A 25,097-nucleotide genomic window follows, 5' to 3' on the forward strand; every position below is an offset into this window, starting at 1 on the left:
GACTTAGTTTCCTAAGAAAGGATATCTATAATCTTCTGGTGTTACAAAAGTTTCTTTGATAGTTCTAGGTGAAACCCATCGTAATAAGTTTAATACAGAACCTGCTTTATCATTTGTTCCTGAAGCTCTAGCTCCTCCAAATGGTTGGCAACCTACTACAGCACCTGTTGGTTTGTCGTTAATATAGAAGTTACCCGCACAATTTTGTAAAGCGACAGTGGCTTCTTCAATAGCAAATCGATTTGTGCTAAATACAGCTCCAGTTAAGGCATATTCAGAAGTTTCATCAACTAGTGTAAGTGTTTCAGACCATTTTGCGTCTTCGTATACATAAATAGTTACTACTGGACCAAATAATTCTGTTTCCATTGTGGTATACTTTGGATTTGTAGTTAAAATAACGGTAGGTTCTATGAAATATCCTTTTGATTTATCATAGTTTCCTCCAAAAATTACTTCTGCATCCGAATCTTTTTTAGCTTGATCAATATATGAGGTTAATTTGTCAAACGAACCTTCGTGAATTACAGCAGTAATAAAGTTAGACATGTCTTCTGGTGAGCCCATTTTCATTGATTTTAAATCAATTTCTAATTGGTTTTTTACAGCAGGCCATAAACTTTGAGGTATATAAACTCTAGAAGCTGCGCTACATTTTTGTCCTTGGAATTCAAAAGCACCTCTTGTGATTCCTGTAGTAACTTGTTTTGCATTTGCAGAAGGATGTGCAATAATGAAATCTTTACCTCCAGTTTCTCCTACAATTCTAGGATATGTTTTGTATTTGTTAATGTTGTTCCCAATTTTAGCCCAAATATCTTTAAATACATGTGTAGAACCTGTGAAATGTATTCCAGCAAAATCAGGACTTGCTAAAATAGTATCAGTAATCATGATAGCGTCACCAAATACGACATTGATTACTCCATTAGGTAGTCCAGCTTCTTTGAAAACATCAATAATTACTTTGGCAGAAAATACTTGACTATCACTTGGTTTCCAAACCACAACATTACCCATCATAGCTGCACTTGCAGGTAAGTTAGCGGCAATAGCTGTAAAGTTAAATGGCGTGATGGCATATATGAATCCTTCTAAAGGTCTGTGTTCTAGTCGGTTCCAAGTTGATGAATCGGAGTTAGGTTGTTCTTTGTAGATTTGTGTCATGTATTCTACATTAAAACGTAAAAAATCGATTAATTCACAAGCTGCGTCAATTTCTGCTTGGTGAATTGTCTTCGATTGTGCAATCATGGTTGCGGCATTAATTTTTGCTCTATAAGGTCCTGCGATTAATTCGGCAGCTTTTAAAAATATAGCAGCTCTGTTTTCCCAAGACATGGTCGCCCATTTTTTTCTGGTTTCAAGGGCATTGTCAATTGCTTGTGTGATATGCGATTTTTCTGCTAAATGATATGTTCCTACAATATGTTGATGATCGTGAGGAGCAGACATATTGCGTGTATTGCCAGTTTTAATTTCTTGATCTCCTATATATAATGGAACTTCTATTGTTGAATTCCACATTTCTTTGTAAGCATTTGCAACTGCTTCTCTTTCTTTTGAGCCAACTGCATATGTTTTAACAGGTTCATTTACAGCTTTTGGAACGTTAAAAAATCCTTTTAACATAAGTAATGTTTTTTAATGAATTATTGAATATAGATGGGCAAATTTAAGAAAAAAATAATGGATAACTAGCAACAAATGTTGTAGAATAAAGTCAATAAAAAGTTAATTTAGAGCAAAAGGAGCGCTAAATTTAAAGGTAGGAATGATAACTCTAAAGCTTTTGGTGGTCGTAAAATTAATCATGTTGTAAAACCCTTTCATTGCGCCAATAGGAGAAGATAGTAAGCATCCTGAAGTATAGGTGTGTGTTTCTCCTGGTTTTAAAACGGGTTTTTTACCTACAACTCCTTCACCATCCACAATTTCTTTATTGTTTAATGCGTCGTAAATTTCCCAATGTCTTGTGTTTAATTGAACAGAGTCTTTGCTTTGGTTTTCAATTTTGATTTCGTAACTAAAGGCAAAATGAATCTTATAGTTCTTGAAGTAAGTACCTTCAAAACTAGTTAAAACTGAAATTTTAATGCCTTTTGTTATTTGTGTTACCATATTCTAAAATAAAAGTATTCCTAAGAATATCATAATCAGTGATGAAATTAATAAAAATATCCCAAATAAAGGATTCAAAATTACAAATTTTAAAATGGTTATCCAACGATTTTGCTGATAAAAATTACGTAACGAGCGATAGAGGTAAAAAGGAAACAGAATTATGGTGTAAAATCCCATTAAAAAATCGGCTACAGTACTGTAGAAAATATCTATTGTGTTGTAGAGTATTAAACAAATAAATAAGAATGTAAAATAGGTATATGAAAAAATAAGATGTTCCGTATAATTTATTTTTCTGGAATAGAACATCATCCAGAAAATAATAGTAATGATGGGTAGTGATAAAAAAATTAAAAACGGGAGTTTTTGATAAAAATATTCGGTAAGTTCGCTTTTTATATCATTAGTTTTAAATAATTTAGATTTACTGTAAATATATCGATTAAGTTGATTATCATCATATCCAAGCTCTTTTAAGGCTTCGCTTTCAGATTTATTAGGGTATTTTAAATTGAAGTTTCTAAATGAGCTTAAGCCATAATAAAAACCTAAAGAATTTTTGCTTAATTCCTGATTGGTGTAAATAGAATCTTTATGAAAATCGCGACGAGATTCTATTTGCTTTTCAATTTTTTTTTTCAATTTTTCTTGTTCCGGATTAGCAAGACTGTCATTAATAATAAGCTTGCTTAGTTCTTCTGGTTTGTTACTATTAATAGAGGTTGAACTTGCTGTCTTTTCAGGTTGAGAATATTTGTTAGATAAACTCATTGAAAGAAATAAAAGAATAGAAACACTTAAGAATAAACGAAAAGGGTTGGCATATTTTTGCCTTTTTCCTTCATTAAACTCTTTGGCTAAAAGACCAGGTTTTGTAAACATGGAAATAATAGAGTTACGCAAACGAGAGTCATATGCGTAAAAATTGGATAGAAATTCTTCAATAAAATCGCTAATAGTTATTTTTTTTGTAGAATTTAGTTGTCCGCAATGATGACAATATTTTTCACTTACGTCTAAAGGGGTTTCGCAGTTTAAACATTCGTAGCCTCGATACTGTTTGAATTTTCTTTTTATCATTAATTTCTAATTCCTTCACTATTAGTATTCGCAATGCCTATAACACTATGGTAGCGGTCATTATTTCCTTTGTAATAAACTATAATGGTATAATTATTTTCTGTTTGATAAAAGTTGCCGTCAATGGCATTTTTATAGTCTATTTTTTTATTTTTATCGAGCATGGTATATTGATAGTTGGTATAACCTTGCTTAATTAAAATGGCTTTTTCAAACAATCCTGATTCTGAGTTGTAAGTCATTTTATTTTCTTCGCCTATACTGTAATTGTTGAACATACCAGTAATATAAATGCTTTCATCGTGGAATAAGTTGGGGGCGTTTAAAGAAAAATAAACCCAAGAATAATCCGCTTCCACTTCTGGGTTTTCTGAATTGGCATTCAAAATAATATAGTTGCCGTTAAAATCTGGGAAATAAGTGTAAACACCGTTTTTTCGGGCATTATTTACATAAAGATGGGAGTTGTAAATGTCTCCTGATGTTACCCTTGAAACACTATTGTTTGTTACTCGAATTTGAGAATTGTCTAAGGTGTAAAATTCATTGCCAGCCCAAAATTGTGTTTCTTTATTGTATCTGTAGATTAATTCTGTGCCAATGGTGTATTGTGGTTTAATGTTTGAGATTTGTTCTTTCCAATTACCATTTTTAAAGATGTTAATTTTTACATTTTGAATTGGGTTTTGTAAAATTAAATCACCATAATTAATTGCAATTTGAATGTTTTGTTTTTCGTTTAAGCTTTCAAAGTCTCTCGCTCTTCTTACTTCTGAAGCTACAGTAACTGATTCTTCATAAATGATAAATTTTCTTGAAAAAACAATTTCTTGTTCGTCGTTAAATACTTTTAAAATATAATTTCCTGATTTTGTAATACGATTGTATTTGTTTGGGAATTGTTGTTTATAATGAGAATAAAGCTGTAAGGTGTTGAAAGAATTTTCATATGTTATAATTCTTTGGTTGTCGATTCCATTTAAATATTCAACTTTAGCTAATATGGAGGGAGACCAGTCGTAGTTATACTGTGTAATGGTATAATAGTAGTCTGCTTCATTTCCAAATAAATCATCAAATTGTAATTCAAAAGATTCACCTAATCTGAAGAAAGGTAAAACATTTTTGTTGTTTTGAACAAAGGAGATGGTTTTGATGTTATAAGGCGGTTCAATTTCATTTTCTATTTGGGAGTAAGTTGTTGATAGTGAGAGTAAAATAAAAATATAAAATGCTTTTTTTATCATTATGTTTTTTATTGTTTTTGTAAAAATAATAATTCTGTAAATAGGAATACAAAATTTATGCAACATTACTTGTTTTTTTACAATTTAGAATAAATATAAATAATGAAAATCAGTGGTTATATTTTTGGAGTAGTGTTTCTTAATTAATTAAATTTGCACGTTTTATAAAATAGTACTAACCATATCTTCAATAAACATGTCAAAAGACATTCGAATTAAAAAAGGTTTAGACCTTAAGTTGAAGGGTGAAGCGGAAAAACAACTTTCAAATGCTGCCCGATCGAAAGTCTATGCTATTAAACCTTCCGATTTTCATGGAGTAACTCCAAAAATGATTTTAAAAGAAGGAGCTACTGTAAAAGCAGGTGAGCCGATTTTCTTTTCTAAGAAAGATGAAGGTGTAAAGTTTGTTTCACCAGTAAGTGGAACCATTCAGGAAATCATCCGTGGAGAAAAAAGAGTAATTCTAGAGATTAGAATACTTGCTGACTCTCAAGATGTCCATGTAGAGCATAGCAAACAAGATCCAAGATCTTTATCTGGTTCCGAAGTAAAACAACATTTATTAGCTTCTGGTTGTTGGCCATTTATTAAACAGCGTCCTTATGATGTTGTTGCTAATTCGGCAGATACTCCAAAAGCTATTTTTGTTTCTGGAATTCACTCAGCACCACTTGAAGGTGATTTAAGCTTTGTATTAGAAGGAAAAAATCAAGCTCTTGAAGCTGGTTTTTCTGCGTTAACAAAATTAACTTCGGGGAAAGTACATGTAACAGTTTCTCCAAAAGCTGATTTTATACCTTCAGTAGAAGGAGTCGTAATACATAAAGGTGAAGGTGTTCACCCTGTTGGTTTAGTTTCTACCCAAATTGCTAAAATTGATCCAATCAATAAAGGTGAAAAAGTGTGGACTGTTCAGATAGAAGATGTAGTTATTATTGGTGAGTTGTTTTTAACGGGTAAAATCAATTCAGAAAGAATAGTTGCTTTAACCGGAACTGGTTTCGAAAGACCTTCTTATGTGAAAGCTTTAATTGGTACACAAATTAACGATATAGTTGCTGGGAACTTAAAAGAAGGTAATTATAGAATTATTAGTGGAAATGTACTTACGGGTGATAAAAAAACAAAAGAAAACGCTTTAGGTTTTTATCATAATCAGATTACGGTTATTCCAGAAGGTAATGATTACGATTTCTTTGGTTGGAATTTACCACGTCCTAATAAATTTAGTGTTTACAGAGCGATGATGTTCTCGTTTTTAACACCGAATAAGAAATACGACTTAAATACAAATACAAACGGTGAGCACAGAGGTTTTGTGTTAACAGGTGAGTATGAAAAAGTTTGTCCGCTTGATATTTACCCAATGCAATTATTAAAAGCTATTTTGGTTAAAGATATTGACCAAATGGAAGCGTTAGGTATTTATGAAGTTGCTCCTGAAGATTTTGCTTTAACAGAATTTGTTGATGTTTCAAAACAAGATCATCAGAGAATTGTGAGACAAGGATTAGACTTAATGATTAAAGAAGTAGGTTAATCCCTTTAAGAAATTTAAAATCACAAAAAATGAGTTTGAAACAAAATTTACATAATTTAAAAGAAAAGTATCGCGGTACTAAAATGGAACAATCGTTCAACGCGTTGCATACTTTTCTTTATATGCCTAACATTACAACACATTCTGGTTCACATGTTAGAGATGCTGCCGATTTAAAACGTGTGATGAACACCGTTATTATGGCAATGGTTCCTGTTCTATTATTCGGTATGTTTAATGCAGGTTACCAAATGAATGGACAAATTAATGGTTTTGAAGCTGTTGATTTTTTCACATTAGACAACTTTTTAGTTGGATTGAAAAAGATACTTCCATTATTAGTAGTTTCTTATGGCGTTGGTTTAGGTATCGAATTTATCTTTGCTACGATTAAAAAACACGAAGTGGAAGAAGGATACTTAGTAACAGGTATGTTAGTACCACTTATTGTGCCTATCGATTTGCCTTTATGGATGTTAGCTGTTGCTGTGGCATTTGGTGTTATTATTGGTAAAGAATTATTTGGGGGTACGGGTATGAATGTACTAAACCCTGCGTTAACAATTCGTGCATTTTTATTCTTTAACTGGGCTGCATGGATGTCTGGTGATAAAGTTTGGGTTCATGGTGCTGTTGATAAAGTAATGCAGGCAAATGGTGTAGATGCTATTTCAGGAGAAACTATTTTAGGGCAATTAGCTCAGAATAAAGAATTACATCATTCAGCATACGATATGTTTATGGGATTTATTCCAGGTTCAGTTGGAGAAACTTCTACATTCTTAATTTTGCTAGCTGGTTTATTCTTAATTTTAACTGGTATTGGAAGTGCTCGAATCATGATTTCTGCTATCATTGGTGCTGCAGTAATGGGGTTAATTTTTAATGGTTTAGTAGATTCTGGAGCTATCGTAGAAGGAAGTAAGTTCTATAGCTTAATGCATTTACCATTTTGGCAACACTTATTAATAGGTGGTTTAGCTTTCGGTATTGTATTTATGGCTACAGATCCAGTAAGTGCCTCACAAACCAATATAGGTAAAATTATTTATGGATTTTTAATTGGATTATTCTCTATTTTAATTCGAGTTTTCAATCCTGCTTATCCAGAAGGTGTAATGATGGCAATCTTATTAATGAACGTATTTGCTCCTACAATTGATCATTATGTTGTTCAGGCAAACGTGAAGAGAAGAATGAAACGTTTAAAACTTAAAACAACTTAATTATGTCAACAAAACGTACAGATTCAAACATATATACTATCGTATTCGCTGTAATACTAGTAGTAGTGGTGGGTTCTTTGTTGGCATTCTTTGCAAATGCTACAAAAGATATGCGTGTTAACAATGATAAAGTTAAAACGCAATTAGATATTTTAAGTTCGATAGGTGTAGAGGCAACTCGTGCCAATGCAACTGAAATGTTTAATCAGTATATTAAAAAACAATTTGTTGTAGAAGGAACTACTCCAACTGAGAATTCTGAAGCTTATTTAATTGATATTAAAAAAGAACAAAATGCAGCTAAAGAAGGAAAAACGCAACGTTTACCTATTTTTGAAGCTGAAAAAGACGGAAAAACTATCTACATTGTTCCTGTAAGAGGTAATGGATTATGGGACTCCATTTGGGGATATGTTGCACTTAATGATGATTTAAAATCTATTTATGGGGTTTTCTTCGATCATAAAGGAGAAACACCAGGTTTAGGAGCTAATATTACTGAACCTTTCTTTAAAGACGATTTTAAAGGTGAAATGATTTATGATAAAGCAGGTAATTTTAAAGCAGTTGCTACTTCTAAATCAAATGGAGATCCTAATAATACAGACAAAACCGATAACGAAGTAGACGCTATTTCTGGAGCAACGATTACAGGAAATGGAGTAACTGCTATGTTGAAAAAAGATTTAAGTTTGTATTTACCTTACTTTGAAACTCTAAAAAAATAAAACTATGGCAGATACTAAAACAAAAGAAAAAGAGCCATTGTTCTCAAAAAAGAATCTTGGACTTGTAAAAGATCCTTTAGCAGATAATAACCCAATTACGGTTCAAGTATTAGGTATTTGTTCTGCTTTAGCAATTACCGCAGAATTAAAAGCTTCAGTTATTATGGCTTTATCGGTAATTTTCGTAACAGCTATGGGTAACGTAGTAATATCTTTAATGCGTAATATTATACCAAATTCCATTCGTATTATTACACAGTTAGTAGTTGCTGCAGCATTAGTAATCTTGGTAGACTTAACTTTGAAAGCTTTTGTACCAGATTTAGCTAAAAAATTATCAGTTTTCATTGGATTAATTATTACCAACTGTATTATCATGGGGCGATTTGAAGCATTCGCTTTAGGAAATACACCATGGAAATCATTCTTAGATGGTATAGGTAACGGATTAGGATATGGAGTTATCTTAGTAATCGTTGGTTTTTTCCGTGAATTATTAGGTTCAGGAAAATTATTCGGTATTGAAATACTAGGTAATCCAGTTGAAAAAACAGGATTGTATGCCTTAGGATATGAAAACAATGGATTCATGTTGTTAGCACCAATGGCTTTAATTACATTGGGTCTAATTATTGGTTTCCAACGTTCAAGAAATAAAAGTTTAATTGAAGAAACACACTAAGAAATGGATTTATTACAATTATTTTTAAAGTCAATTTTTATTGACAATATGGTATTTGCCACGTTCTTAGGAATGTGTTCTTACTTAGCAGTTTCTAAAAAAGTTTCTACAGCTGTAGGACTTGGAGCAGCGGTAATTTTCGTTATGTTAGTAACGGTACCATTAAACTATTTGTTAGATCAGTACTTACTTCGTCCTGGTGCATTAGTATGGTTAGGGGATGAGTATGTAGATTATGATTTGAGCTTTTTAACTTTCATTTTATTCATCGCCACTATTGCAACAATGGTTCAGTTAGTTGAGATGATTGTGGAGAAATTTGCACCAGCATTATACAATTCATTAGGGATTTTCTTACCATTAATTGCGGTAAACTGTGCAATTTTAGGAGGGTCTTTATTTATGCAACAAAAAGAATTTAATAACATTACAGAAGCAACGGTTTATGGAGTAGGTTCTGGTATTGGATGGTTTTTAGCTATTTTAGCTATTGGAGCGATTCGAGAAAAAATCAGATATTCCAATGTGCCACCAGCTTTCAGAGGATTAGGTATCACTTTTATCTTAACTGGTTTAATGGCTATCGGATTTATGTCTTTCGGTGGAATGTTAACTGGAGGTGATGAAACGCCTAAAAAAGAAGTTGTGGAAGTTGTAACACCAACCGAAATACAAGAAATAACTCCAGTTGAAGAAGTAAAAATTGATTCTACTGCTGTGGAAACTGTAAAAGATTCATTAACCGAAATAGCGCAAAATTAATTATGATAGCATTAGAAGTAAGTACTACAGGTTTAATTTTAACAACAGTAGTTGCCTTTTTAGTTTTATTATTGGTTTTAGTGGCTGTTATTTTGTTTGCTAAAGCAAAATTAGTTCCTTCCGGACCTGTTAAAATTAAAATCAATGGTGAAGAAGAAATTGAAGTAAATTCAGGAAGTTCTTTATTATCTACATTGGGAAGTTCAAAAATATTTTTACCATCTGCATGTGGTGGTGGTGGAACTTGTATTCAATGTAAATGTAAGGTATTAGAAGGTGGAGGGGAAGCTTTACCAACTGAAATACCTCATTTTAATAGAAAAGAATTAGCAGAAGGATGGCGTTTAGGATGTCAGGTAAAGGTAAAAGGAGATATGAAAATCGAGGTACCTGAAGAAGTATTTGGTATCAAGAAATTTGAAGCAAAAGTATATTCTAATTATAATGTTGCTTCTTTTATCAAAGAATTTATTGTTGAATTACCAGACGATATGCATTATGAGCCAGGAGGTTATATTCAAATTGAAATTCCTAAATGCGAAATTAAATACTCAGATATAGATATTACAGCACATCCTGTTGAACACCCTGGAGAACCAGAAAAATTCAAAGCAGAATGGGATAAATTTAATTTATGGCCATTAGTAATGAAAAACGATGAGTTAGTGGAAAGAGCTTATTCTATGGCTTCTTATCCAGCAGAAGGAAGAAAAATTATGTTAAATGTACGTGTGGCTACACCACCATGGGATAGAAATATTAATGGTTGGGCGAAAGTAAATCCAGGAGTTGCTTCATCTTACATTTTTTCTAGAAAAGCAGGAGACCCTGTTGTAGTTTCAGGTCCTTATGGGGAGTTCTTTATTAATGAATCTGATGCAGAAATGCTATATGTAGGTGGAGGAGCTGGAATGGCTCCAATGCGTTCTCATTTATATCATTTATTCCGTACTATTAAAACAGGAAGAAAAGTAACGTATTGGTATGGAGGTCGTTCTAAGAGAGAGCTGTTCTATACGGATCACTTTAGAGCTTTAGAAAAAGATTTTCCAAACTTTAAATTCTACCTTGCTTTATCTGAGCCATTGCCAGAAGATAACTGGAAAGTAAAAGACGGAGTAGAAGGAGATGGAGATGGATTTGTTGGGTTTATTCATAATGTTGTAATTGATAATTACTTGTCAAAACACGACAATCCTGAAGACATAGAATTGTATTTCTGTGGACCACCTATGATGAACAAAGCAGTTCAAAAAATGGGTGAAGATTTTGGATTAGATCCTGAAAATATTAGATTTGACGACTTCGGTGGATAATCTAAATGAATATTATTACATAAAAACCGTTCTTATTTTAGAACGGTTTTTTTATTTCTATACAATCAATTTGTACTTTTGTAGTATGGAAGAATTAACAGAACAGGAATTACATCAAATTGCCATGAACCATGTTGGCAAAGACCTTGAAAAAAACGGTTTTGAGTTCATTGCAATTAATAGTCAATTGAGAAAGCACCCTCAGTTTGTTTGTGTTGATAAAAAAACAAATACACTTCACTTTGTAATGGTTCAAGCGGTTCCCTATCCAATTAATCCAGACGAACCTAATCTTTTATTTGTAGAAACTTTCATTAACCATGCAAAAACTAAAAATGCTAAAGTATTGTATGCAGGTGTAGGAATTGCAAATACCGAAGATTTAGAGAAACCTGTTTGCAAAAATTCTGATTATATAATTAATTACAATGGATACCAAACTCTTTTATAGCTTTATTTTTTTTGTTTTTGTTTTATCCTCTTGCCAAGATAAAAAGCAAGATAAAACACCTACTTTTTTTGTAATTCAAGGTGTCGCTCAAGGTAGTACTTATAGTATTAAATACATTGCCACTGAGGAATGGGTTATAAAAAAGCAAATCGATTCTTTACTTACAGCTTTTGATATGTCTTTATCAACATATAGGGCCGATTCTAAAATTTCAAAAATTAATGCAGGTGATACAACAGTCGTTGTTGATAATTTGTTTGTAACTACATTTGAAGCATCTAATCAAATCTATGAGGAGACAGACGGTTTGTTTGACCCGACAATTGGTGTTTTAATTAATGCGTATGGGTTTGGTCCTAGTAAAAGACATCAAAATTTATCTCAAAATGAAATTGATAGTTTATTACAATATGTGGGATTTAATAAAGTGAAATTAAAATCTGATTTAGCTATTTCTAAACAGTATCCACAAACCTATTTCGATTTTAATGCTATAGCCCAAGGTTATTCTGTAGATGTTGTTGCTGATTTCTTAAAATCTAAAGGAATTGAAGATGCTATAATTGAAATAGGAGGAGAATTAGTAGCTATAGGGAGTAATTCTATCGATCAAAAAAAATGGGTGGTGGGTATTGATGATCCACTTCAAAAACCAGATGAAAGAAGATTAATTGCAACCATTGGGATTGAAAATCTTGGAATGGCAACATCTGGAAATTATAGAAAAGTAATTACCGATTCGATTACGGGCGAAAAATTTGTACATATTATCAATCCTAAAACCGGTAAAAGAGAGAAAAACACCATTTTGAGTGCTACAGTTTTAGCATCAAAATGTATTATGGCCGACGGTTATGCAACTGCTTTTATGCTCATGTCTTTAGAGGATATAAAAGCATTTACAACAAAGCATCCCGATTTGTATATTCTGATTTTATATGTAGATAACAATAATAAATTGCAACAATTTACTACAGCTAACTTTTCTAAATTGATAAAGTAAAAGTTAATTTAATTATAATAATTTACCTTATTCATGGTTATATATTTAGATTTGAAAAAAATATAACTTCATGAAAAAATTTAGACAATTCTTTTATTTTTTACTGGCAACACCCTCTTTATTAGTTGCGCAGGAATTAAAAATGGACAGTCCAATCCCTATGGATCCGTCTGTAAAAATGGGCAAATTAAAAAATGGATTAACGTATTACATTAAGAAAAACAGTAAGCCAGAAAATAAAGTGGTGTTACGATTAATGGTTAATGCAGGTTCTATTTTAGAAACAGATGAACAACAAGGATTAGCCCATTTTATGGAACATATGTGTTTCAACGGTACCAAACGTTTTCCAAAAAACAAATTAGTAGATTATCTTCAAAGTATTGGCGTTAAATTTGGCCAGCATCTTAATGCATATACTAGTTTTGATGAAACCGTATATTTTTTGCCAATTCCATCAGACGATAAAGAAAAAGTAGAAAAAGGATTTCAAATTATTGAAGATTGGGCATTCAATACTACTTTAACACCTGAAGAAATAGATAAAGAAAGAGGTGTTGTTTTAGAAGAATACCGCTTAGGCCTTGGAGCAGATAAAAGAATGATGGGACGTTATATGCCCAAAATGATGTATAATTCACATTATGCTAAGCGTTTACCAATAGGTCAAAAAGAAATTTTAGAAAATTTTACATACGATAAATTAACTTCTTTTTACAAAGATTGGTATCGACCAAATTTAATGAGTGTAGTGGTGGTTGGTGATATTGATGTGGCAGAAATGGAACAAAAAATTAAAGACCATTTTTCAAGCTATAAAAATCCAAAAAATGAAAAACAGAGAAAGGTTTTTGATGTTCCAAATCATAAGGAAACCTTTGTAGCTATTGAAAGCGATAAAGAAGCTGCTTTTACACAAGTTCAATTGTTATACAAAGATAAATCTGAACCCAAAAAAAACGTTACTGTAAAGGATTTTAGAGACGAATTAATTGATGGTTTATTTACCACCATGTTGAACAATAGATTAGAAGAAAAACAAAATTCACCTACACCACCTTTTACTTTTGGTTACACATATCATGGTGAAACTTGGGCTAGAACCAAAAAAGCTTTTCAATCTTTTGCTATGGTAGGTCAAGACAAACAGTTAGATGCTTTAAAAGTTCTAGTTGAAGAAAATGAAAGAGTGAAGAAATTTGGATTTACCGAAGGCGAATTAGAAAGAGCTAAAGCTGAATTCTTAAATCAAATTGAAAGACAATATAACGAAAGAGATAAAACAGAATCAGATCGTTTTGTAAATAACCTACAACGTAATTTTCTTGATCAGGAGCCTGTTCCAAGTATCGAATGGACATTTGCTGCCTTAAAACAATTATTACCTAGTATTTCTTTAAAAGAAACGAATGATTTAATTGCAACTTATATTAAAGATGAGAACAGAGTAGTCATTTTAACTGGCCCTGAAAAGGAAGGTTTAGATTTGCCAACAGAGAAGCAAGTATTAGAAACACTAAAAGTGGATCAAAAAACATTGGAACCTTATAAAGAAACAGCTATAGCAACAAGTTTGTTAAGAAAAGAACCAGTAAAAGGGAAAGTTATAAAAACCGAAAAAAATGATAAGTTAGATATTACTACGCTTACCTTATCTAACGGTGCAACAGTTGTATATAAAAAAACCGATTTTAAAAATGATGAAATTCAATTTCAAGCATTAAGTTTTGGAGGAACAAATTTAGTCTCTAATGAAGAGTATTTAAAAACTTCTTTAGCTATGTATGGATTGTCTGAAGCAGGTTTTTCTGGAATGAATAAAAACGATATTAATAAATTCATGACTGGTAAGATAGCTCGAGTAAATCCTTTTGTAAGCTCTACATCCGAAGGAATGAATGGGTCTTGTACTCCAAAAGATTTTGAATATTTAATGCAAATGATATATGCTTATTTTACAGATTTGAATTTTGATAAAGAAGCATTTACGGGTTATGTTGCTAAACAAAAAGGTTTTATGTCTAATTTGTTGTCGCAACCTTCTACATATTTTTCTAATGAATTGTATACTTATTTAAATAAAGAAAATCCTCGTTATAAAGGGTTTCCTAAACCTGAAGATTATGATAGTGCAGATTATGATTTAGCCTACAAGATTTATAAAGAACGTTTTTCGAATGCAGGGGATTTTAATTTTTATTTTATAGGGAACATAGATGAAGCAAAAATTTTAGAATATGCAGCACTTTATATAGCTTCTTTACCTTCTTCTAAGAATAAAGAAAAAATGGTAGATTTAGGTTATAGAATGTTAAAAGGAGAACATAAAAAAGTAGTAAACAAAGGAAAAGATCCAAAAAGTACAGTGAATATTTTATTTTATGGTGATACTAAATATGATAGTGAAGAAGCTTTTGCGTTGAAAGCATTAGGAGACGTTTTAACGATTAAACTTGTAGAGGAACTTAGAGAAAATGAAAGTGGTGTGTATGGTGTAGGGGCAAGAGGTTCGATGAGTAAAACCCCATATGGAAGCTATAATTTTTCAATCAACTTTCCTTGTGGACCTGAAAACGCAGAAACTTTAATTGCTTCGGCTTTAAGAGAATTAAATAAAATTATTGAAAAGGGTCCTGAACAAAAAGATGTAGATAAGTTTAAAGAAACTGAGAAATTAGATTATAAAGAAAAAATGAAAGAGAATAGATTTTGGATGAACAATTTAACAAAGTCATATTTAAACGAAAGTAACCCAGAAGAAATGCTTAATTATTTAGATCAGGTTTCTAAAATAACAACAAAAGATATTCAAGCTGTAGCGAAAAAATACCTAACAAAAGATAAAGTTGTAGCGGTGTTGATGCCAGAAGAATAAATTTAAAAAATTAACATAAAAAAATCCTGCCTAAAAGTGGGGTTTTTTTATGTTAATATATAGTTTATGTTGTCGAAAATTTCTTCTGGAATTGTATTTTCAATAATAGAATCTGAAATCTCTTTTTTGCTTTGTTGTAATTGATTAATTTTTTCTTCAATAGTATCTTTAGCAATAAAACGAACCACATTTACTTGGTTCTTTTGACCAATACGATGAGCTCTCCCAATCGCTTGTAATTCGGCAAAAGGATTCCACCAAGGGTCTAAAAGAAGGACGTAAGAAGCTTTTGTTAAATTTAAACCCGTTCCTCCTGCTTTCAAAGAAATAAAGAAAAGTAATTTTGAATTGTTTTCCTGAAATTGAGTCACTTGCTTTTCTCTGTCTTTTAATGTAGTATTTCCGGTTAAAAGACAGTAATCTAGTTTCTTTTTATCACACCAATCTGTATAAATTTTTAAATGTGAGGTATATGAACTAAAAATTAATGTTTTTTGTTGGGCTTGTACCAATGTTTCTAAATAAGCTGTCACATCTGAAAACTTGCCCGATTCCATTTCTTCACCTATTAAAATAGGATGATTGGCTAATTGTCTTAGTCTCGATAAAGCATTTAAAATTGAAATTTTCGAATTTTGTTTTGCTTCTAAGGCATTTATTTTTTTATCAATTAAATAATTTCTGACAATAGACTTTTCATTATCATATAATTTGGCTTGTAATTCACTCATCTCAGAATAAAATAACTGCTCTGATACTTCTGGTAAATCCTGAGCGACTTCCATTTTAGTTCTCCTTAATAAATAAGGATTTATCAAAGATTTTAACTCTTTAACTTTTTGAGCGTCTTGCTGTTTTTCAATTGGTTTTTTAAAATGAGAATCAAAAAAAGTAAAACTATTTAATAAATTCGGATTTATAAATTGCATCTGACTCCATAAATCACTTAAAGAATTTTCTATAGGAGTTCCACTTAAAGATACTTTATGAGTAGCATTTATGGTATTAATAGCCTTGTAAATCTTAGAATTTCTATTTTTTATTTGCTGACTTTCATCTATAATTAAAAAATGAAATGGGATTGCCTTTAGTATTGAAATGTCTTTAAGTAGTAAACCATAGGAGGTAAAAACCAAATCTACTTTGTCTAACTTTTTTCGTTTTATTTTTCGGTCTAAACCAGTATAGTTTAATCGCGTAAAATGTGGAGCAAATTTTTTGGTTTCATTGAACCAGTTGTAGGTTAACGAACTAGGTGCTACTACTAATGCTTTTAATTTCTTTTCTTTATGCTGAGTAGCATTGCTAAATAAATCGAAGGAAGGTTCAGTTTCTGGAATTATTGAAAAATCTTCTTCAAAACGAGTAAAAACAAAATCTAAATAGGCTAAAGATTGAATCGTTTTCCCAAGTCCCATATCGTCTGCTAAACAAGAACCCAAACCCAATTGGTAGTTTTTAACTAACCAATTAACACCTTCATTTTGATAATTTCTCAAGGTAGCTTGAATGTTACCTGTTGTTTCATAAGGAATAATTTCTTTGTTAAACGAATTATTTTCCTTAGCAATCCCAGTTTCTTCTAAAAGCGTAAATTGGTTTTTTTGAATTTGAATTAAATTATTTTGTTGTTTACCAAAATCAGCCAAAGGTTTGTATTTACTAAACCACGCATCAGGAATAATAAATAGGCTTTCATCGGGTAACTCATAATAAGGGTTTCCTGTTTTTAAATAAGGAATAATGGATGAGAATGGAAAGGTATGAGTTCCAATTTCAATCGTCATTTCAATATCAAACCAATCCTTTTTTTCAATAAAATGAGACGCTATTTTGAAATGTTGCGTATTTATCAACTTGCCATTTATTTCCCAATCGATAGTTATGCTTTCATCTTCAATGGTCTCTCGTTTTGCAATCAGTTCTGTTATATTATAATATTCCGAAACTTCATTTATGTTATTTGTAAAAGAAGCGAATTTGGAATTTAGAAATAAAAATCCGTTTGTTTCTAGATTTTTAATAATCTCAGCTTCTTGATTTTTATTTCGCACTGTTTGTAGAACAGTAAATTCATTATCGTCGTTGTAATTTAAACTAATATGTGTGTTTTTTTCGTCAATTATAGAGAAAGTGTAATCGTTATAAACAAAAAGTATTTCTAAAAGGTAAACTTTATGTGTTATAGATAAACTAGGTTTTATAATACAACCTTTACAATAAACGTCCTTTATGACATTAAAACCTTCCGCTTCTATAGGCACTTTCTTAATAACATTCTTGATAAATTTATTAAAATATTCAATACTGTTTTTGTTAGGAATAATAACTTCTTTCTTTTGTAAAAAAGGTTTTAGTTTATTTCCATTAATATGCTGAATATGATATATTTTTCTATTAAAAGTAATCCATGAAGGTTCGTTCATTACGATTTTTACCTCTTGTTTATACGGAAAAAATTCTTTTTGATTATCTAATAAAGTTAAGCGATAGATAAGATTTTCTGGTGTTTTAGAAAAATGGAATTTAGGTTCTAGTATTGTTGTAGCAAATACCACTTGTTGCTTATTAAAAACGTCTTTTTTGTTCAAATCGATGCTTAATGGAATTACTGTAGATGCAATAAGCTTAAAAAAGCGTTCCATGGAAAAATCAATAAAATGAGAAACTAATTTTTTTACTTTTAAATCACTTAAAAGTAATTCCAAACTTTTAGCTTCTTTATTTTTAATCTTATATTTTGATAGTAATTGTTTTGTCGTCAGTTTATCAGAAATACTTAATAATTGCTGTTCGGTAATATCTAATTCTATTTCAGATTCTGCAATAGTCTTACTATTTGCCATTTTAATAATATAGGAAAGGGCACCTTCGTTTTGCTCCACAATATAAGCAGAAGGAATGTAGGTTTCTAAAATGGAATGGTAAGATAAATCAAATACTAAAGCATGATTTGTCTCTTTTGAAGTGGGCATATTTAATTATTTAAAGCAAACAGGGATAATTTCTCCTTTAGCTAAACAGTACTTTTCAACTAAATCATTAGAAAGTGTTTGGGTATAATTTACTTCTTTTACTTCAAAACCAATGCTTCTTAATTTGTCGAAGTAATCGCGACCATAAACTCTTACGTGGTCATATTGACCAAATATTTTGGCTCTTTCCTTTGGATCTGTTATACTGTCATCTGAAAAGGTGGTTGCTCTGGATAAATCTTGAGGAATTTGAAAAATACCCATTCCGCCAGGTTTTAAAACACGATACAATTCTTGCATGGCTTTAGTGTCGTCTGGGATATGTTCCAAAACGTGATTGCAAAGAATAACATCATATCGATTGTCTTCAAAAGGTAAATTGCAAATATCTGCTTTTACATCTGCTAATGGTGAAAGCAAGTCGGTAGTGGTGTAATGAATATTTTTTTGCTTCTTAAACCGTTTGTAAAATTCTTGTTCTGGAGCAAAATGTAAAACTTCTAATTTTTCTTCAGAGGAAAAGAAATTGGTTTCATTTTGAAGGTATAACCAAAGCAAACGATGTCTTTCTAAAGACAAAGTGCTAGGAGAAAGTACGTTGTTTCTTTGTGTGCCATATCCATAAGGAAGAAACATAGAAAAACTTTTTCCGTCTATAGGATCTGTAAATTTGTTTCCTTTTAAAACAAAAGCAATAATTGGTCTTACCACGATACTCAGTCTAATAAGAATAGGTCTGGGAATAGTGTTAAGGATAAATTTGAAAATTTTTTTCATTTCGTTTATTTTGATAAAAGCATTGAAATTGCTACGAAACCTCCAATAATAATAGTTAGTATAAGATACATTAATAATGCTAAGCCCCAAAATTTTAAAATTGCAATAACAATTTGTTTTGTACTTAAAAGATAAAGTTTTTTAAAAGCATAAACACTAAAACAAACGGAAAATAAAATTTGAATGGTAAAAAAAGGTGATGGCTGATGTAAAATATGTAATAATAGGATTTGTATAACTATCGATACATAACCGATGTTAGTTTGTAAATAAGAGTTGAATACTAAATGCTCAAAAAAATTATTTCCTTTTCGTTTAAAAGTAAGATACGTTAATAAGGAATATAAAGGAATCGTTAATATAATAATAAAGTTATAGTAATTGTAGAAATTACTATAAAACTTTTTCATGTCTATTTGTGGAACATTCGGATCCTTTGCCCCTTCACTAAAATTAGCTGTAAAATCATAAATGTCTGGTAAGGGAAACAATTTGTAAAAAAGAACGGCAATAGTAGTGTATAAAATCAGATAAGAAAAAGGTTGAAAATACTTTTTTCTTGCACCATGAATATAGGCTTCTAGTACTTCTTTAGGTGTTTTAAACAACCCAACAAATGTTCTCCAGAAATTGTTTTCCCAACTTAGAAATGGACCTATAAATTCTTCCATAGTTCCTTTGAAAGAGAGTCGGTCATGAACAATTTTGGCTCCACAATGAGAACAAAACTTGGCATTAGAATCTAATAATGTATCACAAGTTTTACAGTTCATAAATTGTTTTTTAGGAATAAATAGATTTTTTAAGTATTATAAAACGAATGCATTTTGTCTTAGTCCGTCCTCTTCATTACTTACAATGCCTAATGCTTCATAAATGTATGCAAAAGTAGATAGTAATTCTGGTTTTCCATCTACAATAGCTACATCGTGTTCAAAATGTGCACTAGGTTTTCCATCTGCTGTGGTTATTGTCCAACCATCTCTATGTTGGATAATATTTTTGGTTCCCATATTAATCATTGGCTCTATGGCAATGACCATGCCGTTTACTAATTTTTTACCTCTACCACGTTTACCATAATTAGGTACTTCTGGATCTTCGTGCATTTTTCTCCCCAAACCATGACCACATAATTCACGTACTACTCCATAACCGTGTTTTTCACAATATTGTTGAATTGTATATCCAATATCTTCCACACGATTACCCACTTTGGTAGCACGAATCCCTTCATAAAGAGATTCTTTGGTTACTTGAAGTAATTTTTTGGTTGCAACATCTACTTCACCTACTTCGAATGTGTAGGCATGATCACCATAAAAACCATTTTTATAGGCACCACAATCTACAGAAATAATATCACCTTCTTGTAAAGGCGTTTCATTTGGTATACCATGTACAACTTGCGTATTTGGACTCATGCATAGCGAATTTGGGAAACCATACATGCCTAAAAAAGCAGGTTCTGCACCATGGTCTCTAATAAATTCTTCTGCCATTTTATCAAGATATAATGTAGTAACACCAGGTTTTATTTCCTTTGCTATTAATCCTAAAGTTTTTGAAACAAGTAGTGCGCTTTCACGCATTAATTCAATTTCCTCTCTTGTCTTTATAATAATCATAATCCATTTAATTCAAAAAACAAAAATACAATTTAAAATGATTTTTCAGACTTATTTTGAAATCCTTTTTACTATTAAAAGGTGAGAAATATCATGTTTTATAAGAATATTGGTTGTTAATTTTGCACTATAAAATTAAAAGGTATGAATAAGTTTGTAACAGCAGCTGAAGCGGTAAAAATGGTGCAATCTGGAAATAGAGTGTATGTACAAGCAGCAGCAGCAACTCCCACGGTTTTAACGAAAGCACTATCTGAAAGGGCTTCCGAACTTAGAAATGTTGAGATTTGTCATTTACATACAGAAGGAGATGCTCCTTATGCAAATCCTGAATTAGCAGCAAGTTTTCACGTAAATTCATTTTTTATTGGTCAAAATGTACGTCATACTTTAAAAGCAGGAAATGGGTCTTATACTCCAGTTTTTTTAAGTGAATTGCCATTGCTTTTTAGAAAAAAGGTAGTATTACTTGATGTTGTTTTTATTCAGGTTTCACCTCCCGATTTACATGGATATTGTTCGTTAGGAGTTTCTGTTGAGGCCTCAATTGCAGCTATTGAAAATGCTAAAAAAGTGATAGCACAAGTAAATCCAAATATGCCTAGAACTTTTGGAGATGGAATTATTCATATTTCAAAAATTGATTGTTTGGTGGAAGTAAATCTGCCAATATATGCTCATGATGTAGCGCCTTTTACAGCCGCAGAAGAAAAAATAGGAACATTTATTGCATCGTTAATTGAAGATAAAAGTACCTTACAAATGGGCATCGGTTCTATACCTAATGCGGCTTTGTCAAAATTAATTCATCATAAAAATTTAGGATTACATACTGAAATGTTTTCTGATGGCGTGATTGATTTAATTGAAAAAGGTGTAATTAATTGTAATTCTAAAGGTATTTTTCAAGGAAGAGCTTTAGCTACTTTTTTAATTGGGTCAAAACGCTTATATGACTTTGTACATGATAATCCTTTTATAGAAATGAAAGAATCTTCTATTGTAAACGATACGGCTCGCATTCGCAAAAATCCAAGAATGGTAGCAATTAATTCTGCTATTGAAGTAGATGTTACTGGGCAAGTATGTGCCGATTCTATTGGAGCCAAAATGTATTCAGGAGTAGGAGGGCAAATGGATTTTATTCGTGGAGCTTCTTTAAGTGAAGGGGGAAAAGCTATTATAGCCTTGCCTTCAATTACAAAAAATGGAGACAGTAGAATTGTTCCTTATTTAAAACAAGGAGCTGGAGTAGTTACTACTAGATCTCATATACATTATGTGATTACAGAAAACGGAATTGCTGATTTATACGGTAAGTCTTTGAAACAAAGGGTGAATGAATTAGTCAAAATTGCACATCCTACCCATCAAGAGAGGATTGAGAAGGCTTATTTTGATTTAGTAAATAGTTTGTAACTCAATAGTTTGTTGGTTAAAAAAAAATATTTATCTAAATATTTGAAAATAAATGAAATAAAACACTTTTGTATTCATTAAAATACTACATTTGTTGTAATATAATATCTATTTATGAACATTTTTGTAGGAAGTCTTCCTTATAGTATAGAGGAAGCAGATTTAAGAGGTTTTTTTGAAGAGTATGGAACTGTTGATTCAGTTAAGATTATCTCTGATAAATTTACTGGAAGAAGTAAAGGATTTGGATTCGTTGAAATGCCAAATGACGCTGAAGCTCAAAAAGCTATCGATGAGTTAAATGGTGGTACTGTTGAAGGCAGAACTATCGTTGTAAACAAATCTGAACCAAAACCACAAGGTGAAAGAGAAAGAAAACCTTTCAACCGTAGTGGAAATGGTGGAGGTGGAAGAGGAAACTTTTCCAACAGAGATAACAATAGAGGTGGTCGTTACTAATTATCTGTAGTGTTATAAAAGATAAAATCCCGAAATATTTCGGGATTTTTTATTTATTCTGGTTTGGCAATGGTTTTAAATAATCCTAGTGTTGCTGCTAAAAAGGCATTTTCAAGAGCTATATTTTCTAATTGTGTACTCACTACTTTGTTTTCTCTAGAGTTAATTAAAAAAATAGAGCTTTCTCCCATCTGAAATAAGCGTTCCTCAGCGTTAAGCATTGTGTTGTAGTCTAGCACTAATTGCTTGTTCCAATCTCTTTGCCTCTTAAATGATTCAATTTCTTGTTTTTGATAGGTTATTTTGTTCTTTAAACTTTCTCTTTCAAAAAGCAAACCAAATTCTGCATCTTGAATTTTAAGTTTGGCTAATTTTAAATTGGCTCTTTCTTTTCTCAAAAATAAAGGAAAGGCAAATTGAATTCCTATTTTATAATCTTCAAACCGATAATCTTCAAAATTACTTGGTTCTGAAAGATAGTTATAACTTAAATTTAATTTTGGTAACAAACTATTAGCTTGTAATTTTCTATCTACATGCAAAACAGCTATCTTCGATTCCAAAGCATTAATTTTTGGATGATCCACCATATTTATCGCCGCAAAATCATCCATTTGCAGCGAGGTTAAAATGGTATTTTCTAAATTGGTATCTGGAAATAATGAATCATCTAGTTCTAAAGGTACTCCTTCTTCTGTCCATAAAAAGTTTGATAACTCTAATTTACTTTTAGTTAATTTCAACTGAGCATTTTCAAGATTTAATTTTCTTGTTTTTAGGGTTATACCAGTTTCAATACTGTCTATGCCAGCCTTGTCTCCTTGTTCAATTAATTTTATAACACCTTTATATCGTATTTCAGCATTCTCAAGGTAGGTTGCATAAAGTTCCCTTTCATTATAACTTTTTTTCCAATTGATGTAGCGTAAAGCCGCTTCGTATATTACATCAGTGGTTGCTATATCTCTTTCGGCTTTATTTAATTTTTGATACAATTTTGCTTTTCTTAAATCAGACATTCTTTCGTTTATCCAAAGGCCTTGACCTACAGGAATACTAATTCCTACAGAAGTTAATCCAGCATTGGGAACGGTATTCTCTGGGTTTAGATAAATACCTTCATTGTTGTCAAAAGCGGCTTTAATTTCAATGCCATACCAAGTTGGAATTTTAAAGCTTCCGTTAAAAATAGAATAGTAGTTTTTGTCTGAATATTGCTTTTCAGTGTAATCTGCCTCTATTTTAGGATCAAAACCACCTCTGGCTTTTAATAACTTTGCTTGTGCTTCAGATATTTTTAAATCGGCTTGTTTTACTAATGGATGATTTTTTTTGACATGTCCAAGAAACTCTTCAAACGTAAATTCTTTTGAAGGACTTTGACCAAAAAGTATTGTTCCAAATAGTAATAAAAAAAGGCTATTGATTTTTTTCATATACTATTACTTTTGGTCTGATTTGTTTTTAGCACTTTCTGGTCGGTAAAAATTGGGAGGAAAACCGTTTAGGGTTCGCCAAATTTCAAACCAAATAGGAACATCTTCTAATAAAGCGATTGATTGAGTTCCTGCACCAATGCTTAATTGTTCTGGCCATTTTTTATCCTTAGGATCTGGAGCAATTAACACACGGTATTTTCCATTTTGACTAATGAAGTTTTCTTTAGCCACAACAACTCCTCCAAATGTACCATAAGAAACACCTGGCCAACCACTAAAAACAATAGTAGGCCAACCATCAAACCATACTCTAACTTTTTCTCCTTTATTAATCAATGGAAAATCAACAGGGTCGATATAGGTTTCAACTGCTATTTCAAAATTGGAAGGCATAATACTTACAATTGAAGCACCTTCTTTTATAGTTTCTCCTATCCCAGATTGAATGGCACGATTGATGTAACCATCTTGAGGTGCTGTAATATAATATAAACCGTTTCGAATTTGGTAATTTGTATATTGGTTTTTAAGCTTGTTTACTTGTGCTTCAGTGTCATATTGTGAGCTTAATGCTGTTTGTTTATCGCTACTAGCTTTGGCACTTTTTTCAGCATATTCTGCTGCAATTCGATTTAACTCCATAGTCGCATTTAAAATTTCATTTTGACTTGCTAAATATTTATTTTCTTGTGTAATAATTTTAGCTTGCATTTCCTGTAATTTTACTTTTTTCTCTTCTACATCAGTTAAAGGTTTTAGCCCTTCTTTGTTCAAATTAACGGCACGATTAAATTGTGTTTCAGCAATTTTCAATTGTGTTTGTATAGCTTGTAAATCAATGCTATCGCTAGTTGCTTTTAAATAGGATTGTTTTAATTTGTTTTGTGCCTGTTTGTATTTTAAGTTTTTTTCATTTTCGATTGCACCTAATTGTAAGTCTAAAGCTTTTACTTTACTAGCGTATGAATTAACCGCATTTTCTTTAGCAGTTACTTGATTGCCCGTATTTTCAACTAGATTTGGATCCAAATAATTTTCTTTAATTTCAGAAATAAACAAGATGGTATCTCCTTTTTTTACGAAGTCGCCTTCATTCACATACCATTTTTCTATTCTTCCAGCAATGGCAGAATGAATGTCTTGTGGTCTTTGGTCTGGTTTTAATGTGGTTACAAATCCAGAACCAGAAATATTTTGTGTCCAAGGTAGGAAAAGGAAAAGGACTACTAAAATTGCCATTCCTCCTATAATTCTTTTAATAAAAAGATAGCCTTTGTTTTCAGCAAAAACACTGTTTGATTTATATTTTGATAAATCGATGTAATTATCAACTCTGTTTTTTGTGATATTAAGCATTTGTGTA

At 31.3% G+C, this 25,097-nt stretch carries 21 protein-coding genes; 11 read left to right on the top strand and 10 right to left on the bottom strand.

Features of this window, described 5'->3' with window-relative positions; genetic code table 11:
* Positions 1-3: 3 nt before the first annotated feature.
* The 4 genes from pruA to CX675_RS11175 all read right to left on the bottom strand — a co-directional run bounded on the left by pruA (position 4) and on the right by CX675_RS11175 (position 4,451).
* Positions 4-1,632 (bottom strand): L-glutamate gamma-semialdehyde dehydrogenase, encoded by a 1,629-nt coding sequence (pruA, locus tag CX675_RS11160; protein WP_130735317.1) that lies wholly within the window; start codon positions 1,630-1,632, stop codon positions 4-6.
* 102 nt (positions 1,633-1,734) lie between these two features.
* The gene (gene apaG, locus CX675_RS11165) at positions 1,735-2,121 is read right to left on the bottom strand and encodes a Co2+/Mg2+ efflux protein ApaG (protein ID WP_130735318.1); all 387 of its coding nucleotides are present in this window, start codon (positions 2,119-2,121) and stop codon (positions 1,735-1,737) included.
* 3 nt (positions 2,122-2,124) lie between these two features.
* On the bottom strand, positions 2,125-3,204 hold the full coding sequence (locus tag CX675_RS11170) for a DUF3667 domain-containing protein (RefSeq protein WP_130735319.1): 1,080 nt from the start codon (positions 3,202-3,204) through the stop codon (positions 2,125-2,127).
* Positions 3,204-4,451: a DUF5103 domain-containing protein gene (locus tag CX675_RS11175; RefSeq protein ID WP_165396026.1), complete on the bottom strand. Its 1,248-nt coding sequence runs from the start codon at positions 4,449-4,451 to the stop codon at positions 3,204-3,206. Before CX675_RS11175 ends, CX675_RS11170 begins: the two co-directional genes overlap by 1 nt.
* 196 nt (positions 4,452-4,647) lie before the next feature.
* Here CX675_RS11175 and CX675_RS11180 point away from each other — a divergent pair, with 196 nt between their 5' ends.
* The 9 genes from CX675_RS11180 (at position 4,648) to CX675_RS11220 (ending at position 15,037) form a co-directional block, all read left to right on the top strand.
* Positions 4,648-5,994 carry a Na(+)-translocating NADH-quinone reductase subunit A gene (locus tag CX675_RS11180; RefSeq protein WP_130735320.1) on the top strand — a complete coding sequence of 449 codons (1,347 nt, stop codon included), beginning with the start codon at positions 4,648-4,650 and terminating at the stop codon, positions 5,992-5,994.
* Between the two features lie 29 nt (positions 5,995-6,023).
* Entirely contained in the window at positions 6,024-7,220 is a 1,197-nt protein-coding gene (locus tag CX675_RS11185; RefSeq protein ID WP_130735321.1) for an NADH:ubiquinone reductase (Na(+)-transporting) subunit B, read from the top strand.
* Between the two features lie 2 nt (positions 7,221-7,222).
* Positions 7,223-7,948, top strand: coding sequence for an NADH:ubiquinone reductase (Na(+)-transporting) subunit C (gene nqrC / locus CX675_RS11190; RefSeq protein WP_130735322.1), 726 nt, complete (start codon positions 7,223-7,225; stop codon positions 7,946-7,948).
* A 4-nt stretch (positions 7,949-7,952) separates the two neighbouring features.
* Positions 7,953-8,630 carry an NADH:ubiquinone reductase (Na(+)-transporting) subunit D gene (locus tag CX675_RS11195; RefSeq protein WP_130735323.1) on the top strand — a complete coding sequence of 226 codons (678 nt, stop codon included), beginning with the start codon at positions 7,953-7,955 and terminating at the stop codon, positions 8,628-8,630.
* A 3-nt stretch (positions 8,631-8,633) separates the two neighbouring features.
* Positions 8,634-9,392 (top strand): NADH:ubiquinone reductase (Na(+)-transporting) subunit E, encoded by a 759-nt coding sequence (gene nqrE / locus CX675_RS11200; protein WP_130735324.1) that lies wholly within the window; start codon positions 8,634-8,636, stop codon positions 9,390-9,392.
* 2 nt (positions 9,393-9,394) lie between these two features.
* Positions 9,395-10,708 carry an NADH:ubiquinone reductase (Na(+)-transporting) subunit F gene (gene nqrF, locus CX675_RS11205; RefSeq protein WP_130735325.1) on the top strand — a complete coding sequence of 438 codons (1,314 nt, stop codon included), beginning with the start codon at positions 9,395-9,397 and terminating at the stop codon, positions 10,706-10,708.
* A gap of 85 nt (positions 10,709-10,793) precedes the next feature.
* Complete coding sequence (locus CX675_RS11210) at positions 10,794-11,159, top strand: Na(+)-translocating NADH-quinone reductase subunit F (RefSeq protein WP_130735326.1); 366 nt, start codon at positions 10,794-10,796, stop codon at positions 11,157-11,159.
* Positions 11,137-12,162, top strand: coding sequence for an FAD:protein FMN transferase (locus CX675_RS11215; RefSeq protein WP_130735327.1), 1,026 nt, complete (start codon positions 11,137-11,139; stop codon positions 12,160-12,162). The genes CX675_RS11210 and CX675_RS11215 overlap by 23 nt, the downstream gene beginning before the upstream one ends.
* 70 nt (positions 12,163-12,232) lie before the next feature.
* Positions 12,233-15,037 carry a pitrilysin family protein gene (locus CX675_RS11220; RefSeq protein WP_130735328.1) on the top strand — a complete coding sequence of 935 codons (2,805 nt, stop codon included), beginning with the start codon at positions 12,233-12,235 and terminating at the stop codon, positions 15,035-15,037.
* A 47-nt stretch (positions 15,038-15,084) separates the two neighbouring features.
* Here CX675_RS11220 and CX675_RS11225 read toward each other — a convergent pair whose 3' ends face one another.
* Genes CX675_RS11225 through map form a run of 4 tightly spaced genes read right to left on the bottom strand, consistent with a single transcriptional unit; the run spans position 15,085 to position 20,417 of the window.
* Positions 15,085-18,012: a DEAD/DEAH box helicase gene (locus CX675_RS11225; RefSeq protein WP_130735329.1), complete on the bottom strand. Its 2,928-nt coding sequence runs from the start codon at positions 18,010-18,012 to the stop codon at positions 15,085-15,087.
* Between the two features lie 6 nt (positions 18,013-18,018).
* The gene (locus CX675_RS11230; RefSeq protein ID WP_130735330.1) at positions 18,019-18,789 is read right to left on the bottom strand and encodes a class I SAM-dependent methyltransferase; all 771 of its coding nucleotides are present in this window, start codon (positions 18,787-18,789) and stop codon (positions 18,019-18,021) included.
* A 5-nt stretch (positions 18,790-18,794) separates the two neighbouring features.
* On the bottom strand, positions 18,795-19,562 hold the full coding sequence (locus tag CX675_RS11235) for a DUF3667 domain-containing protein (protein ID WP_130735331.1): 768 nt from the start codon (positions 19,560-19,562) through the stop codon (positions 18,795-18,797).
* A gap of 36 nt (positions 19,563-19,598) precedes the next feature.
* Positions 19,599-20,417, bottom strand: a complete 819-nt coding sequence (map, locus tag CX675_RS11240) for a type I methionyl aminopeptidase (RefSeq protein WP_130735332.1) — start codon at positions 20,415-20,417, stop codon at positions 19,599-19,601.
* A gap of 144 nt (positions 20,418-20,561) precedes the next feature.
* On the opposite strand from map, the gene CX675_RS11245 reads away from it, so the two are divergent.
* On the top strand, positions 20,562-21,836 hold the full coding sequence (locus CX675_RS11245; protein ID WP_130735333.1) for an acetyl-CoA hydrolase/transferase family protein: 1,275 nt from the start codon (positions 20,562-20,564) through the stop codon (positions 21,834-21,836).
* A 114-nt stretch (positions 21,837-21,950) separates the two neighbouring features.
* Entirely contained in the window at positions 21,951-22,295 is a 345-nt protein-coding gene (locus tag CX675_RS11250; RefSeq protein WP_130735334.1) for an RNA-binding protein, read from the top strand.
* Positions 22,296-22,348: 53 nt separating this feature from the next.
* Here the strand turns inward: CX675_RS11250 and CX675_RS11255 are convergent, their stop codons facing one another.
* Together CX675_RS11255 and CX675_RS11260 are read right to left on the bottom strand one after the other, a co-directional pair.
* Complete coding sequence (locus CX675_RS11255) at positions 22,349-23,731, bottom strand: TolC family protein (RefSeq protein WP_130735335.1); 1,383 nt, start codon at positions 23,729-23,731, stop codon at positions 22,349-22,351.
* A gap of 6 nt (positions 23,732-23,737) precedes the next feature.
* Complete coding sequence (locus tag CX675_RS11260) at positions 23,738-25,090, bottom strand: HlyD family secretion protein (protein ID WP_130735336.1); 1,353 nt, start codon at positions 25,088-25,090, stop codon at positions 23,738-23,740.
* Positions 25,091-25,097 lie beyond the last annotated feature (7 nt).

Origin of the sequence: Flavobacterium sp. J27, from assembly GCF_004303025.1 — a bacterium.
In the GTDB taxonomy this organism is placed as follows: Bacteria; Bacteroidota; Bacteroidia; order Flavobacteriales; family Flavobacteriaceae; genus Flavobacterium.

Excerpts from the sequence above, each read along its gene's own strand:
- pruA (WP_130735317.1), bottom strand. The coding sequence starts at position 1,632 with ATGTTAAAAGGATTTTTTAACGTTCCAAAAGCTGTAAATGAACCTGTT.
- apaG (WP_130735318.1), bottom strand. The coding sequence starts at position 2,121 with ATGGTAACACAAATAACAAAAGGCATTAAAATTTCAGTTTTAACTAGT.
- CX675_RS11170 (WP_130735319.1), bottom strand. The coding sequence starts at position 3,204 with ATGATAAAAAGAAAATTCAAACAGTATCGAGGCTACGAATGTTTAAAC.
- CX675_RS11175 (WP_165396026.1), bottom strand. The coding sequence starts at position 4,451 with ATGATAAAAAAAGCATTTTATATTTTTATTTTACTCTCACTATCAACA.
- CX675_RS11180 (WP_130735320.1), top strand. The coding sequence starts at position 4,648 with ATGTCAAAAGACATTCGAATTAAAAAAGGTTTAGACCTTAAGTTGAAG.
- CX675_RS11185 (WP_130735321.1), top strand. The coding sequence starts at position 6,024 with ATGAGTTTGAAACAAAATTTACATAATTTAAAAGAAAAGTATCGCGGT.
- nqrC (WP_130735322.1), top strand. The coding sequence starts at position 7,223 with ATGTCAACAAAACGTACAGATTCAAACATATATACTATCGTATTCGCT.
- CX675_RS11195 (WP_130735323.1), top strand. The coding sequence starts at position 7,953 with ATGGCAGATACTAAAACAAAAGAAAAAGAGCCATTGTTCTCAAAAAAG.
- nqrE (WP_130735324.1), top strand. The coding sequence starts at position 8,634 with ATGGATTTATTACAATTATTTTTAAAGTCAATTTTTATTGACAATATG.
- nqrF (WP_130735325.1), top strand. The coding sequence starts at position 9,395 with ATGATAGCATTAGAAGTAAGTACTACAGGTTTAATTTTAACAACAGTA.
- CX675_RS11210 (WP_130735326.1), top strand. The coding sequence starts at position 10,794 with ATGGAAGAATTAACAGAACAGGAATTACATCAAATTGCCATGAACCAT.
- CX675_RS11215 (WP_130735327.1), top strand. The coding sequence starts at position 11,137 with ATGGATACCAAACTCTTTTATAGCTTTATTTTTTTTGTTTTTGTTTTA.
- CX675_RS11220 (WP_130735328.1), top strand. The coding sequence starts at position 12,233 with ATGAAAAAATTTAGACAATTCTTTTATTTTTTACTGGCAACACCCTCT.
- CX675_RS11225 (WP_130735329.1), bottom strand. The coding sequence starts at position 18,012 with ATGCCCACTTCAAAAGAGACAAATCATGCTTTAGTATTTGATTTATCT.
- CX675_RS11230 (WP_130735330.1), bottom strand. The coding sequence starts at position 18,789 with ATGAAAAAAATTTTCAAATTTATCCTTAACACTATTCCCAGACCTATT.
- CX675_RS11235 (WP_130735331.1), bottom strand. The coding sequence starts at position 19,562 with ATGAACTGTAAAACTTGTGATACATTATTAGATTCTAATGCCAAGTTT.
- map (WP_130735332.1), bottom strand. The coding sequence starts at position 20,417 with ATGATTATTATAAAGACAAGAGAGGAAATTGAATTAATGCGTGAAAGC.
- CX675_RS11245 (WP_130735333.1), top strand. The coding sequence starts at position 20,562 with ATGAATAAGTTTGTAACAGCAGCTGAAGCGGTAAAAATGGTGCAATCT.
- CX675_RS11250 (WP_130735334.1), top strand. The coding sequence starts at position 21,951 with ATGAACATTTTTGTAGGAAGTCTTCCTTATAGTATAGAGGAAGCAGAT.
- CX675_RS11255 (WP_130735335.1), bottom strand. The coding sequence starts at position 23,731 with ATGAAAAAAATCAATAGCCTTTTTTTATTACTATTTGGAACAATACTT.
- CX675_RS11260 (WP_130735336.1), bottom strand. The coding sequence starts at position 25,090 with ATGCTTAATATCACAAAAAACAGAGTTGATAATTACATCGATTTATCA.